Source organism: Erwinia sp. 1181_3, assembly GCF_052824965.1.
The window spans coordinates 179,720-194,398 of record NZ_VTDE01000001.1 but is presented as its reverse complement, the minus strand read 5'-3'; the positions used below and the strand labels follow the sequence as shown (position 1 = coordinate 194,398).

10 protein-coding genes are annotated in these 14,679 nt (G+C 52.4%); 3 read left to right on the top strand and 7 right to left on the bottom strand.

What is annotated here, in order from left to right:
* Nucleotides 1–17: 17 nt before the first annotated feature.
* A complete protein-coding gene (gene dsbB / locus FY046_RS00865) occupies nt 18–548 on the bottom strand; it encodes a disulfide bond formation protein DsbB (protein ID WP_446185601.1) in 531 nt (176 codons plus the stop codon).
* Between the two features lie 285 nt (nt 549–833).
* On the opposite strand from dsbB, the gene fadR reads away from it, so the two are divergent.
* Nucleotides 834–1,553: a fatty acid metabolism transcriptional regulator FadR gene (gene fadR / locus FY046_RS00860; protein ID WP_133841847.1), complete on the top strand. Its 720-nt coding sequence runs from the start codon at nt 834–836 to the stop codon at nt 1,551–1,553.
* A 104-nt stretch (nt 1,554–1,657) separates the two neighbouring features.
* On the opposite strand, the gene FY046_RS00855 is transcribed toward fadR, so the two are convergent.
* Entirely contained in the window at nt 1,658–3,196 is a 1,539-nt protein-coding gene (locus FY046_RS00855; RefSeq protein ID WP_133841848.1) for a SpoVR family protein, read from the bottom strand.
* 509 nt (nt 3,197–3,705) lie between these two features.
* On the opposite strand from FY046_RS00855, the gene FY046_RS00850 reads away from it, so the two are divergent.
* Nucleotides 3,706–5,007, top strand: coding sequence for a D-amino acid dehydrogenase (locus FY046_RS00850; RefSeq protein ID WP_133841849.1), 1,302 nt, complete (start codon nt 3,706–3,708; stop codon nt 5,005–5,007).
* Between the two features lie 29 nt (nt 5,008–5,036).
* On the top strand, nt 5,037–6,107 hold the full coding sequence (dadX, locus tag FY046_RS00845) for a catabolic alanine racemase DadX (RefSeq protein ID WP_133841850.1): 1,071 nt from the start codon (nt 5,037–5,039) through the stop codon (nt 6,105–6,107).
* A gap of 2 nt (nt 6,108–6,109) precedes the next feature.
* Here the strand turns inward: dadX and FY046_RS00840 are convergent, their stop codons facing one another.
* From FY046_RS00840 to yeaG, 5 genes are all read right to left on the bottom strand, one after another.
* A complete protein-coding gene (locus tag FY046_RS00840; protein ID WP_446185600.1) occupies nt 6,110–7,300 on the bottom strand; it encodes a multidrug effflux MFS transporter in 1,191 nt (396 codons plus the stop codon).
* A 151-nt stretch (nt 7,301–7,451) separates the two neighbouring features.
* Complete coding sequence (gene wbaP / locus FY046_RS00835) at nt 7,452–8,921, bottom strand: undecaprenyl-phosphate galactose phosphotransferase WbaP (protein WP_133841852.1); 1,470 nt, start codon at nt 8,919–8,921, stop codon at nt 7,452–7,454.
* Between the two features lie 428 nt (nt 8,922–9,349).
* A complete protein-coding gene (locus FY046_RS00830; protein ID WP_133841853.1) occupies nt 9,350–11,077 on the bottom strand; it encodes a potassium/proton antiporter in 1,728 nt (575 codons plus the stop codon).
* Between the two features lie 309 nt (nt 11,078–11,386).
* Nucleotides 11,387–12,667, bottom strand: a complete 1,281-nt coding sequence (locus FY046_RS00825) for a YeaH/YhbH family protein (protein WP_133841854.1) — start codon at nt 12,665–12,667, stop codon at nt 11,387–11,389.
* Between the two features lie 70 nt (nt 12,668–12,737).
* Nucleotides 12,738–14,672, bottom strand: a complete 1,935-nt coding sequence (yeaG, locus tag FY046_RS00820) for a protein kinase YeaG (RefSeq protein ID WP_133841855.1) — start codon at nt 14,670–14,672, stop codon at nt 12,738–12,740.
* Nucleotides 14,673–14,679: the final 7 nt, after the last annotated feature.

Genomic DNA, 14,679 nt, shown 5'->3' with positions numbered 1-14,679 from the left:
GAAGGCGGAGCTTTTTTTTAACGTGAGAACAGGTCGCGTCTTTTAGGTTTGCAGGGCTGACCTATCAGCACCAGCACACCAACAACCAGGTATGCGGCAAAGATGCCTACCAGCCACTGCGGCATACCCAGGGTCAGAAATGACCAGGACTTCTCTGCACAGTCGCCGCTGGCGACAAACACGGAAGGTAACCATTTATCCAGCGGCAGCCAGGACGGAAAGCGGGCGGCAAAATCACAGGTCGCAAACGGAGAGGGATGCAACTGAATCATGGTATGTTCCCACGCCAGTCGCAGGCCTTCCCATGCGCTGTATAACCAGATCAGAATAACGGCCCAGCGCAAAGGTGATTTCGGTGCGATAGCGCCGACGATACCCGCCCCCATAATGCCGAACAGGGCACAGCGTTCATAAATACACATCACACACGGCTTCAGCAGCATCACATGCTGAAAATAGAGCGCGGTCATCTCAAGAGCGAAAGCGGTCAGTGCCATCAGCAACCAGGCGCCCCGGCCACGGGAGCAGCTATTCAGGTATCTCAACATTAGTTTATCCGTCTGGAATACATTTAGACGGCAGTGTAAACGAAAAGCGTCTGCAATCCAGCCAGGAGGGAAAAATTTAAGCAGGAAAGTGACTTAAAATAATGTTTCCGATGATAAACGAAGGTCTGTGGACAGGCTGTATTGTGGTTTCGCTGCCAGGACGGCAATGTCATATTTTTTGCAGACGATCGTCTTTTCCCTGGCAGCCAGGCTAGGTGATGCCTGGTGCCTCTGGTATGATGAGCCGAATTTTTGACGTAATGAACGCAACGGAAGAAGAACGCTATGGTTATTAAGGCGCAGAGCCCTGCGGGTTTCGCGGAAGAGTACATCATTGAAAGTATCTGGAATAACCGTTTCCCTCCGGGTTCAATTCTGCCCGCTGAACGCGAACTCTCCGAACTGATAGGTGTCACCCGAACCACACTACGAGAAGTCTTACAGCGCCTGGCGCGCGATGGCTGGCTGACCATTCAGCACGGCAAACCGACCAAAGTGAATAATTTCTGGGAAACCTCCGGATTAAGTATTCTGGAAACACTGGCCCGTCTCGATCATGACAGCGTACCGCAGTTAGTGGATAACCTGCTGTCAGTTCGCACCAATATTTCGTCTATCTTTATTCGTCGTGCTATCCGTACTTACCCGGATAAAGCGCGTGAAGTGCTGGAAACCGCAAGCCACGTGGACGACCAGGCGGAAGCCTATACCAATCTCGATTACAGCATCTTCCGTGGGCTGGCGTTCGCCTCGGGTAATCCTATTTACGGTTTGATCATCAATGGATTGAAAGGACTGTATACGCGCGTTGGGCGTCACTATTTCTCCAACCCGGAAGCGCGACGTCTGGCACAGGCTTTCTATCAGCAACTGCTGAATATCCTTCATACCCAGCAATATGACCTGATTGTAGACAGCGTGCGCGACTATGGTCGTCGCAGCGGGGAAATCTGGCATGCCATGCAGACCAGTATGCCAACCGATCTGCCGCCTGCTCGCCGTTAAGTCGATAAAAAGGGCTGACCTCTTTATGCGGTCAGCCCGAAGAAACAGAAAAAGAGGGCGACCCATTGGCGGGTCGCCCTCTTCACATTGAGGCTGACCTCAGATCAGATAGTGGTGCCCGGGCGGGGCGGGCAGCGTTCGAGGATCTCCACTGTGCCATCATCGTTCTGTTGTTCCAGATTGATGTCAAAGCCCCACAGACGATGTACATGCTTCAACACTTCCCGACGACTCTTATCCAGCGGTGCGCGGTTATGCGGAACATAGCGTAAGGTCAGCGATCGGTCCCCACGCAGATCCACGTCATAAACCTGTATATTCGGTTCGAGATTGCTCAAATTATATTGAGCGGAGAGCTGCTGACGGATCGCCCGGTAGCCCGCTTCATCATGAATGGCCGCAATTTCGAGGAAATTATTGCGATCGTCATCCATCACCGTGAACAGGCGGAAATCGCGCATGATCTTCGGTGAAAGGAACTGGCTGATAAAACTCTCGTCCTTAAACTCCTTCATCGCAAAGTGTAGGGTATCCAGCCAGTTAGAACCGGCAATATCCGGGAACCAGTGACGATCTTCTTCCGTTGGCTCCTCGCAGATGCGCTTAATATCCTGGAACATCGCAAAGCCAAGCGCATACGGGTTGATACCGTTATACCACTGGCTGTTGTAAGGGGGTTGGAAGACCACATTGGTGTGGCTATGCAGGAACTCCAGCATAAAGCGCTCAGAAACTTTCCCTTCGTCATACAGGTGATTAAGAATGGTGTAGTGCCAGAACGTAGCCCATCCCTCATTCATCACCTGAGTCTGTTTTTGCGGGTAGAAATACTGGCTGACCTTTCTGACAATGCGCAGACATTCACGCTGCCAGGGTTCCAGCAGCGGCGCATTCTTCTCCATAAAGTACAGCAGGTTTTCCTGTGGTTCGGATGGGTAGCGCGTGTTGGCGAATTGCGCTTCCTCGCGCTCACGCCGTGGCAAGGTGCGCCACAGCATGTTCACCTGGCTTTGCAGGTACTCTTCACGGCTCTGTTGCCGCGCTTTCTCTTCCTGCAAGGAGATTTTTTGCGGACGTTTGTAGCGGTCAACGCCATAATTCATCAGCGCATGGCAGGAGTCGAGCAGCCGTTCCACGTTTTCCACTCCGTAGCGCTCCTCACACTGCGTAATGTAGTTACGGGCGAAGATCAGGTAGTCGACGATGGAGCTGGCATCCGTCCAACTGCGGAACAGATAGTTATTCTTGAAGAAGGAGTTGTGACCATAACAGGCATGCGCCATCACCAGCGCCTGCATCGTCATGGTATTTTCTTCCATCAGATAGGCAATACACGGATTGGAGTTGATGACGATTTCATAGGCCAGGCCTTGCTGGCCGTGCTTATAGCGCTGTTCTGTCTCGATAAATTTCTTACCGAATGACCAGTGTGCATAGTTGATTGGCATCCCGACACTGGAATAAGCATCCATCATCTGTTCGGAGGTGATGACCTCAATCTGATGCGGGTAGGTATCCAGTCGGTAGGATTTAGCGACGCGGTCGATCTCCTTGAGATACACATCAAGCAGGTCGAAGGTCCAGTCTGGTCCATCATCGAGTCGTTTGCTGTCCTTAATCGGATCGTCAAAGATCGTGGTCATAGCGCACCCCTTTTTATAAAACCGGATTACCTTACGGCAGAATGTCCGTTTTCATCTCGGCTCACCCGCACAAATGAGGCGCTGATAAGCCTGGAATTAAAGCCAATATCTCAATGATAGTTCACTGTCTCGTATCCCTCTCGTTAAAACAATTGAAATCTTCGATACAAAATCCAGTGCTGTTTAAAAAAAGATTTTTACGTAACAATAAATTCATAAAAACATGCATTTTTCAGGATAATATCCTGTTTATAGCATTAAGTTATGACAGAGTGGGATTGTTCTGGTGTTTGCGCATATATGCTGTGATTAAATTATTATCTGCTACTTAATGTATTAAACCAGAGGTTTTGACTGAATTAAGCTGGGCATCTTGTTTTTATTTACCTGGAGGGTAAAAAAGATGTGAAATATGTCAGCGTAATGTGAGTGTTATCACTGGTGTTTTCATCCATGTTGATGTCGAATGTCCAGTGCATAATTCTATAATGTGTCTCTATGAGGTGGGTATGCGAGTTGTCATTCTGGGTAGTGGCGTGGTGGGTGTGGCAAGTGCGTGGTATCTGGCGCAGGCCGGACATGAGGTGACGGTAATCGATCGTCAGCCCGCAGTAGCACTGGAAACCAGTGCGGCGAATGCAGGGCAGATATCACCCGGATATGCCGCCCCCTGGGCGGCACCGGGTGTGCCGTTTAAAGCCGTAAAATGGATGTTCCAGCGCCATGCTCCACTCGCGATCCGCCTTGATGGCAGCCGCTTCCAGTTGGAATGGATGTGGCAGATGTTGCGTAACTGCGATATGCGCCATTACCAGCAGAATAAAAGCCGCATGGTGCGAATTGCGGAATACAGCCGTGACTGCCTCAAAGCATTGCGCCAGGAAACGGGCATTGCCTATGAAGGGCGTCAGGGAGGAACATTGCAGTTATTCCGCACCGCGCAGCAGTTTGACAGTGCAGCGAAGGATATCGCGGTCCTGAAAGAAGCCGGAGTCCCCTACGAGCTGCTGGAGGCCACGCAGCTGTTGCAGGCAGAACCGGCACTGGCGGCAACCCAGCACAAGTTGACGGGCGGTTTACGCTTGCCCAATGATGAAACCGGTGATTGCCAGTTGTTTACCCAGCGTCTGGCGGCGATGGCGGCAGACGCGGGAGTCACCTTCCGTTTCAATACCTCTGTCGATGCTCTGGTACAGGATGGTAATCGCATCAGCGGCGTCAAATGTGGCGGCGAGATGGTGACTGCGGATGCTTATGTGGTGGCATTCGGGTCATTCTCGACGGCGCTGTTAGAGGATATTGTTAAGGTGCCTGTTTACCCCCTAAAAGGGTATTCACTGACGATACCGATCAAAGATGCGGCTGCGGCACCGATTTCAACGGTGCTGGATGAAACCTATAAAGTGGCGATCACCCGTTTTGACGATCGTATTCGTGTGGGGGGAATGGCAGAAATTGTCGGATTTAACACCAAACTGTTACCGGCACGCCGTCGCACGCTGGAAATGGTTGTCGGCGATCTCTTCCCGCAAGGTGGGTATATTGAGCAGTCGGTTTTCTGGAGTGGTTTACGCCCAATGACACCCGACGGCACGCCAATTGTAGGTCGTACCCCGTTGAAAAACCTGTTCCTTAATACCGGACATGGTACTCTTGGCTGGACAATGGCCTGTGGTTCAGGGCAGCTTCTTGCGGATATTATTAGCGGTGTGACACCCGCGATTTCCGCTGACGATCTGTCTGTCATGCGCTATCTGCCAGGTTTTATTCCGGCGCCGGCTCGCTCACTGCACAGTGCCAATGTTCGCTAACTCATCGTATTTTTTTACAAGGAGAGAGTATGTCTCGTCCTATTCTCGCAACGATTAATCTCGCTGCGCTGAGGCAAAATCTGGCAGTAGCGCGCCAGGCGGCGGGTGGTTCGCGCCTGTGGTCAGTCGTGAAGGCGAATGCCTACGGACACGGTATTGCGCGAGTCTGGCAGAGTCTGGTGGAAACGGATGGTTTCGCCTTGCTCAACCTGGAAGAGGCTATTCTGTTACGCGAACAGGGCTGGAAAAAACCGATCCTGCTGCTGGAGGGCTTCTTCCATCAGGATGAACTGGCGATTATTGACCAGTATCGCCTGACCACCAGCGTTCACAGTAACTGGCAAATTCAGGCGCTGGCAAAAGCCAGGCTCTCGGCGCCACTGGATATTTATCTCAAAATGAACAGCGGTATGAACCGACTGGGCTTCCAGCCCGATCAGGTGCATAACGCGTGGCAAAAATTACGTTCCCTGGATAACGTTGGTGAAATGACGCTGATGGCCCACTTTGCTGACGCTGAAACCAGTGAAGGTATTGCCGGACCCTTGCAGCGCATTGAGCAGGCGGCTGAAGGGCTGAATTGTGCGCGTTCGCTGGCGAACTCCGCGGCTACGTTGTGGCATCCGCAAACGCATCATGACTGGGTACGTCCCGGTATTATCCTGTATGGCGCATCCCCCAGCGGCCAGTGGCAGGACATTGCCAGCAGTGGTTTGCAACCCGTGATGACATTGACCAGCGAAGTGATCGGCATTCAGCAGCTGACGGCGGGTTCTGCTGTGGGATACGGCGGCCAGTACCGTGCATCAGGTGAACAGCGTATCGGAGTGGTCGCTTGCGGCTATGCTGATGGTTATCCCCGTCATGCGCCGACCGGAACGCCGATTTTGGTTGATGGTGTGATGACGCAGACGGTCGGGCGGGTCTCAATGGATATGATCACTGTCGATTTAACCCCGTGCCCTCAGGCGGGCATAGGCAGCCAGGTTGAGCTGTGGGGCAACAACGTCAAAATTGATGATGTGGCCGCCGCCGCCGGCACCGTTGGCTATGAGCTGATGTGCGCGCTCGCCCCCCGGGTGCCGGTGATCGTTGAATAACCTCAGAGCGAGGTCAGCGTACCGCGCACATTTTTACTGATACGCCAGGCGGTCAGTGCCAGCAGCGCACCGGCCGCCATCATCAGTGCCAGCGCGGATTTCTCCGCAATCGGTAGCGCCATCACTAACAGACCCGCCGACGATCCTCCCGCCATCTGAATAAAACCTGCCAGTGCAGAGGCGACACCGGCCTGCTGCTGATAAGGCTCCAGTGCGTAGCTGGTTGCAGGTCCCACGGTGAAGGCCAGTCCGGCAACGGAGATAGCAACGGGCAGCATATACAGCGCCCAGTGTGTCTGCATGGCCGCCGGGAACAGTATCACACCGCCCATTAACGTTATCGCACCAATTGTCATCGCCAGTGCGCCAATTGCCAGACAAATCGGGCGACCCAGTTTTCGGATCATCTTATTCACCAGCACGCTGACCAGCATAATCCAGAAGCCGTTAGCACCAAACGCGATGGAGAATTGCAGTGCGCTGAGTTTGCCTTCGGTCATCAAAACCTGCGGAGCCAGAGAAACATAGGTCAGCACCATACCCAGTGCGCCCGCGTTGGCAAAAGCAAAGGCGAGGAAACGCGGCTGACGCAGAATTTGCCAGTACTGACGCACGGGTAAACCTTTCACCTTTTGCGTATCAGCAGGGCGGGTTTCCGGCAGGAACAGCATCACCAGTACGGCAATAAACAGCGCATAACCGGTCAGGAACCAAAAGTTCGCCCGCCAGCCAAATGCATCGGCCAGGAAGCCACCCAGCATCGGTGCCAGGGCCGGGACGATATTTAACGCGCCGTTTAAGAATCCATAAGCACGCGCCGCTTCTTCACCATTAAGACGGTCGCGTACGCCGCTGAACGCCACGACGGCGGTACAGCACACGGCACAGCCCTGAATGACACGGGCGCTGAGGAACTGCGGCCAGCCGGTGGCGGTGGCGGCCAGGATGCTTCCGGTGACATACAGCAGAAGACCAATCAGCGCGATGGGTTTACGGCCCAGATTATCCACCAGCGGTCCGGCGATAATTTGCCCCAGGCCCATCACCAGTAAAAACAAAGGGATCGTTGTCTGGATGGCAGAAACGGGCGTATTCAGACCGAGAGCAATATCGGGCAGCGTGGGCAAATAGAGGTCAATGCCTAACGGTGCAAGCAGCACCAGGCTGAGTAACAGTAGCGTAAATTTTTGCATAGCAGGTGTGGCGTCCAGATTAAAGCAAGCCGGACAGGGTAGAGATAACAGAGGGAAAAGAAAAGGAGAAAGTGATAAAAGCGCTCGGGGATGTGGCCATCGTCATTGCCGGATGCCGGCAATGACGATGGCTGGCACTGTTCAGCTCAGGTTAGTACGCGCCGTCGCGGCGCAGTACCACACCGGCTGTTTTGAACAGAATGGCGATATCGGTCCACAACGCCCAGTTTTTGACATACCAGGAGTCGAAGTAAACACGGGTGTCATAGTCGATATCGTTACGACCGCTCACCTGCCACAGTCCTGTCATACCCGGTTTAGCCATCAGGTAGTAATCCACGTCACCGGCATAACGCTCCAGTTCTGCTTCAATCACCGGACGTGGGCCCACCAGACTCATCTCACCACGAATGACGTTCCACAGCTGCGGCAGTTCATCCAGGCTGGTCTTACGCAGAAATGAGCCAATTTTGGTGACACGGGGATCGTTCTTCAGTTTAAAGTCTTTGTCCCACTCTGCGCGTGCTTCTTCACTGGTGGCCAACAGGGTTTCCAACACTTCCTTCGAGTTCATCACCATCGAACGGAATTTCAGGCATTTAAACTTCTTCCCATCCTGACCAACGCGCTCGTGACCGTAGATCGGGCTGCCGCCATCACGGCTGACCATCCAGCAGATCAAACCAAATGCCGGAGCAAGGAACAGCAACAGCAGTGAGGCCACCACAACGTCAAAGGTGCGCTTGAGGAAGCGTGAAGAGCGCTTCGCCAGATTATTGCTGACGCGCAGCAGCATCACTTCATGGCTAAAGATAAAGGACATATCCGTACCGTACAGCGGCACGCCACGTAGCGTTGGGACCACGGAGACTGAGCGGCACTTTTTCTTCGACAGCAGTTTCAGCCATTTATCGCGAATGGCGCGCTGGTCGTTCTCCATCGCTACAATAAACTGGGTGTTATCGAGGTCGACAGTCTCCCAGACAATATCTTTGTGTGTGATCACCGGGATGCCATTGAAACTATCAGCGCCGTTCTTTTCACCGCTCGGGGCAACGAAGGCTTTCACGTCGTAGCCCAGCAGCTCTTCGCTTTGCAGCGCGGCATAGGCTTCACGGGCATTTTTACCGGAACCAATGATGATGGTGTGTTTCTGCCACTGTCCCGCTTTCAGGATGGCATTCTTAACGCATGAGCGCAGGAGAGGCACCAGAATCAAGGCATACAGCCAGGTGAAACTCCAGAGCATGCGGGAGAAATCCCATTTGGAAAACGCAATCAGTGCCAGGTCTAACAGTGAAAAGATCACCAGCGTTTTAATAATGTCTTTTAATTCAAACCAGAAGGGTTTGCGGTAGGTATAGTGGCGCAGGCGCATCCAGAACCATGCGGTACATAATACTGACATAATGAATTGCGCGATAAAGCGGACTTCAACTTCTTGCGGCGGGATAAAAATATCCAGATTACCCCAAATACCCTGCAGCGTCGCTGCGGATAAAAACAGTGCCAGATTGATGGAGAGTAAATCTGAGAAACTTAACGCAACTTTCGCAATAATGTTTTTTCGTGTGCCGCTGAATGTCCGGCGACTTTCATTCAGTACCAGAGTACTTGCCATAATGCCTGCTCTCTTATCATGAGAAATCAATGACCTGACGAGGATAAAGCACGCGTCCAGGAGTCTCTTTAGTAAACCTTCTGGGTTTATCAGACTGACGTCGGTATTGCCATTATCGTAACTGTGTTCAGGGCAGCGGAGCGGTGGGAGATGAGATAACCACGCTATATCCGTCACATAATGAAGTGATAAGTATGCAGGAGTTATTTGAGTTAGTTAATACGGGATAATCCTAAAAGAAGATGAAAAATCAAACAGGGGATTAATCTTAAGCTTTGATGCTAAATGAAAGATATAAATAAAAAATATGACAATACGATAAACAAAAAATCACTATTTGATGAATCTGAAACCGCCAGGGTTAAATATGACGGTTTCAGATAAATCTTGTGGAGTGGGATTCGTGTTCTGAATGAAATCAGGAAAAATTATTCCCTTTCTTCCTGAACCCTGACGCCGATTTTGACGATCTCGTTAGCCTCTTTCTCAGCCACGGTCCAGACCATGTTTTTCCATTCCACCTGGTCACCGACCACGGGTGCGCCGCCAATCATCCCCAGCACCAGCTGTCCCAGCGTTTGCTGAGTATCAGAGCCCGCATCCAGTTCAATACCGTAAATCTCGGAGACATCGTGCAAGCGCGCATCGGCTTGCAAAATGAAGTCACCAAAGAAGCGTTGATCCAGCGACACCGGCGGGGACTGGCTGAACAGCTTGCCGAGTGCGGGCAGGTCACGCTCACGGCCAATGACGCACAGCACATCATTCTCTCTCAGGCGGGTGCTGCCGGACGGGTGTAACAGCAGGTTATCGCGGAACAACGCGGCAATACGCGTTTCTCGCGGCATTCTGAGGTCACGCAGCGCGGCACCCACACACCATTTGTCGGCACTGAGCTGATAAACAAACTGCTCCCAGGGATTCTCCGGGTGAATATCCAGACCGATGCGGGAAATAGGCGAAGCCATCGGCGGAACGACAACCCTGGCTTTGCGTGCTGCCCAGCCCAGTGACGTGCCCTGAACCATCAGTGACACCAGCACCACAAAGAAAGCAATGTTAAAGAACAGGGAGGCATGTGGCAGCCCGGCCATCATCGGGAAGACGGCCAGAATAATCGGCACGGCACCTCTGAGCCCGACCCAGCTAATAAAAATCCTTTCACGAATATTGAAACCGCGAAACGGCAACAGCCCAATCATTATCGACAGCGGGCGTGCGACCAGAATCAGGCAGAGTGATAACAACGTGGCCGGAATAGCGATGTGCCAGAGATCGATGGGATTGACCAGCAGGCCGAGCACAAGGAACATGCCGATCTGACTTAGCCACGCCATGCCGTCAAAGGTTTGCAAAATGCCATGACGGTTGCGAATAGGGCGGTTACCGAGCACAAAGCCGCACAGGTAGACGGCGAGGATGCCACTGCCTTCCAGAACGGTGGTGAGGGCGAAGACCAGAATGCCTCCGCTGACGGCAAGCAGTGGATAGAGACCGCTGGCCAGAGAGACACGGTTAATCAATTGCAGTAAGGCCCAGCCGCCGCCGAGCCCAAGCACAATGCCCAGTCCAAACTGCTGCACCAGGTGCACCACAAACATCCAGCTTAATCCGCTCTGGCCCTGCTGAATCATCTCAATCAGGGTGATGGTCAGGAATACGGCCATGGGGTCGTTACTGCCGGACTCAATTTCCAGCGTGGCGCTGACGCGCTCATTCAGGCCTTTACCGCCCAGCAGTGAAAACACCGCAGCGGCATCGGTGGAACCGATAATGGCCCCCACCAGAAAACCGTTCATCAGGTTGAGATCAAACAGCCAGGCGGCGGCAAGACCTGTCAGTCCCGCGGTGATCAGTACGCCCACCGTTGCCAGCGACAGCGCCGGACCGAGCGCCACTTTAAACGAACTGGCCTGGGTGCGCATACCGCCATCCAGCAGGATCACTGCCAGTGCCAGGTTACTGATCAGATAGGCCGCGGGGTAGTTGTCAAAGGCGATCCCCCCAATACCGTCCACACCCGCCAGCATACCGAGCGCCAGGAAGATAACCAGAATCGGGATACCCAGTTTCGATGAAAAAGAGCTGAGTAAAATGCTCGACGCAACCAGCACAGAACCAATAATGAACAAACTATAAATCGCGCTGGCTTCCAATGGGCATCTCTCCTGTGATGAGTAAAAAACCACTTCACGGTGTGAAGGGTACAAAATCTGTACGCAATTCATTTACGGACAGAAGAAAAGGTCAGTCAGAATAAAATATCGCAAAACAGCCAGAAGTAAATGCCGCTGAGTGCGACCAAAATGGGCTTTATTTGACGCATTAGCGATGCAGACTCGAAAAAAAGGCGTGAAAGCCAGATAAAAGCCTGGCAGGAGGGCAGTATGACACGGGTTAAAAGCGGGGAATGGACTATATACAAAATTTCTCAGCCGACGGCAGACGTCGGCTGAGGACAGACATCAGTAATTCTCTTCTGCCTGTTTGTGGAACAGAGCACGGAACACCGGATAGATATCTTCCGGTTCACGGATGTGCTGTATGGCAAAGTTATCGAAGGTCGATTGCAGATGTTCATATTCACGCCACAAGGTCTGGTGAGCGCGCCGGGTGATTTCGATATAGCTGTAGTAACGCACCACGGGCAGAATATTTTTTGCCAGGATTTCGTGACACAGCGGTGAGTCGTCGGCCCAGTTATCGCCATCGGAAGCCTGTGCGGCATAGATATTCCACTGGGTCGGGTCGTAACGTTCTTTCACGACTTCATCCATCAGTTTTAGTGCGCTGGACACGATCGTCCCACCTGTTTCCTGTGAGTAGAAAAATTCCTGCTCATCGACTTCTTTTGCCTGAGTGTGGTGACGTATATACACCACATCGACGTTTTTATAGGTCCTGCTGAGGAACAGATACAGCAGAATATAAAAACGTTTAGCCATATCTTTAGTGGCCTGGTCCATTGAACCCGACACGTCCATCAGACAGAACATCACGGCCTGGCTGGATGGCTCCGGGCGTTTTTCGAAGTTTTTATAGCGCAGGTCAAAGGTATCAATAAAGGGCACGCGTTTGATGCGGGCACGCAGCTCTTCAATTTCTTTCCGCAGCCGGTCTTCTTCCAGCAACTGAGCCGGCTCACTGTTTTCAACCAGCAACAGCGATTCTTCCAGTTCGGCCAGCAGACGCCGTTTCCCCGCCGTCATGGCGGTACGCCGCGCCAGCGAATTTTGTAATGAGCGCACCACGCTGATATTGGCCGGTACACCGTTAGCGGTATAGCCCGCACGGTGGGTTTTATACTCATTGAGCTGACGATGCTGATTCTTTTTCAGATTCGGCAATGCGAGATCTTCAAACAGCAAATCGAGATATTCATCTTTCGAGATATTGAAGACAAACTCATCCTGGCCTTCACCATCCTTTCCGGCATTACCCTGACCACTGCCGCTCCCTCCGCCACCGCCCTGTGGGCGCTCCACGCGGTCATTCTGGACGAAGTGGTCATTACCTGGATGAACGCGATGGCGCTGGCCGCCGCGTCCCTGATGGAAACTCGGTTCGTTAATATCTTCAATTGGAATAGAGACGGATTCACCGCTCTCAACGTCGGTAACCGAACGCTTATTAATGGCCTCGGAGATCGACTGTTTGATTTGCGATTTATAGCGGCGCAAAAAGCGCTGACGATTGACCGCGCTTTTGTTTTTACCGTTAAGACGCCGATCGATAAAATAGGCCATAGCTCCCCCAAACAGTGTTGCCAGACGGGTCAGGGCATCAGCCCTGACCCGAATGGATGCGACTTCCGAATCAGGACGATTTTCTTACGCGCAAATACCATTCGCACAGCAGGCGAACCTGTTTGCGGGTGTAGCCTTTTTCCATCATACGGTCGACAAAATCGTCGTGTTTTTTCTGTTCGTCGGTGGATGTTTTAGCGTTAAACGAAATGACCGGGAGCAGCTCTTCGGTGTTCGAGAACATTTTCTTCTCGATCACGGTGCGCAGCTTCTCATAGCTGGTCCAGTTCGGATTACGGCCATTATTATGAGCACGGGCGCGCAGAACAAAGTTGACGATCTCATTACGGAAGTCTTTCGGGTTGCTGATCCCGGCCGGCTTCTCAATTTTTTCCAGCTCTGCGTTCAGGGACTCACGGTCAAACAACTGCCCGGTATCCGGATCACGATACTCCTGATCCTGAATCCAGAAGTCAGCGTAGGTCACATAGCGGTCGAAGATGTTCTGACCATATTCAGAGTAAGATTCCAGGTACGCCGTCTGAATTTCTTTACCAATAAACTCGGCATATTTCGGGATCAGGTAGCCTTTCAGGTGTTCAAGGTATTTCTCAGCCTGTTCCTGCGGGAACTGCTCACGATCGATCTGCTGTTCCAGTACATAGAACAGGTGCACCGGGTTAGCTGCGACCTCAGCATGGTCGAAGTTGAACACACGGGAGAGAATTTTGAAGGCGAAGCGGGTAGATAACCCGTTCATCCCTTCGTCCACACCTGCGTAATCGCGGTATTCCTGGTAGGATTTCGACTTAGGATCGGTATCCTTCAGGCTTTCACCGTCGTAGACGCGCATTTTCGAATAGGTACTGGAGTTTTCCGGCTCTTTCAGGCGCGAGAGAATCGAGAAGCGAGCCAGTGTTTCCAGCGTACCCGGCGCGCAAGGTGCGTGGGTCAGTTCACTGTTAACCAGCAGCTTGTCGTAGATCTTGATCTCTTCCGACACGCGCAGGCAGTAAGGCACTTTGACAATGTAAACACGGTCAAGGAACGCCTCGTTATTCTTGTTGTTACGGAATGTCACCCACTCAGATTCGTTGGAGTGCGCGAGGATTATCCCGTTAAACGGCAGGGCAGAGATCCCTTCAGTCCCGTTATAGTTCCCTTCCTGGGTGGCCGTCAGCAGCGGATGCAGCACCTTAATAGGCGCTTTAAACATTTCAACGAACTCCATAATCCCCTGGTTCGCCCGGCATAACGCTCCGGAATAACCATAAGCATCAGGATCGTTTTGCGCGTGGTTTTCCAGTTTACGGATATCCACTTTACCCACCAGCGCCGAAATATCCTGGTTGTTTTCATCGCCAGGTTCGGTTTTGGCAATCGCGACCTGTTCAAGAATCGACGGCCAGACCTTCACGACCTTGAAGCGGGTGATATCACCACCGAAATCGTGCAGGCGTTTGGCGGCCCACGGCGACATGATGGTGCCAAGGTAACGACGTGGAACGCCGTATTCTTTTTCAAGAATGTTGGCATCTTCCTGCGGATTAAACAGGCACAGCGGATGGTCATTCACCGGGCTGCGTTCGCCATCTGCCGTGAGCACATAGATGGGCACACGCTGCATCAGTGATTTCAGACGTTCGGCCAGAGAGGATTTCCCGCCACCGACCGGGCCCAGCAGATACAGGATCTGTTTTTTCTCTTCCAGGCCCTGTGCCGCATGTTTCAGGTAGGAAACGATTTGCTCAATCGCATCCTCCATACCATAAAACTCTTCGAATGCAGGATAGCGCGCAACAACACGATTAGAGAACAGGCGGGAAAGGCGTGGCTCCAGCGCGGTATCCACCATTACTGGCTCACCAATAGCCATTAACAGTCGTTCCGCCGCATTGGCGTATGCACTGCGATCTTGCCGGCAAACCGTAAGAAATTCCTGCAGTGTGAACTCTTCGTCCTTGGCAGCTTCATAGCGCTGACGGTAGTGATCGAATATATTCATGGCGATG

Excerpts from the sequence above, each read along its gene's own strand:
- FY046_RS00850 (WP_133841849.1), top strand. The coding sequence starts at position 3,706 with ATGCGAGTTGTCATTCTGGGTAGTGGCGTGGTGGGTGTGGCAAGTGCG.
- yeaG (WP_133841855.1), bottom strand. The coding sequence starts at position 14,672 with ATGAATATATTCGATCACTACCGTCAGCGCTATGAAGCTGCCAAGGAC.
- FY046_RS00855 (WP_133841848.1), bottom strand. The coding sequence starts at position 3,196 with ATGACCACGATCTTTGACGATCCGATTAAGGACAGCAAACGACTCGAT.
- FY046_RS00825 (WP_133841854.1), bottom strand. The coding sequence starts at position 12,667 with ATGGCCTATTTTATCGATCGGCGTCTTAACGGTAAAAACAAAAGCGCG.
- dadX (WP_133841850.1), top strand. The coding sequence starts at position 5,037 with ATGTCTCGTCCTATTCTCGCAACGATTAATCTCGCTGCGCTGAGGCAA.
- fadR (WP_133841847.1), top strand. The coding sequence starts at position 834 with ATGGTTATTAAGGCGCAGAGCCCTGCGGGTTTCGCGGAAGAGTACATC.
- FY046_RS00840 (WP_446185600.1), bottom strand. The coding sequence starts at position 7,300 with ATGCAAAAATTTACGCTACTGTTACTCAGCCTGGTGCTGCTTGCACCG.
- wbaP (WP_133841852.1), bottom strand. The coding sequence starts at position 8,921 with ATGGCAAGTACTCTGGTACTGAATGAAAGTCGCCGGACATTCAGCGGC.
- dsbB (WP_446185601.1), bottom strand. The coding sequence starts at position 548 with ATGTTGAGATACCTGAATAGCTGCTCCCGTGGCCGGGGCGCCTGGTTG.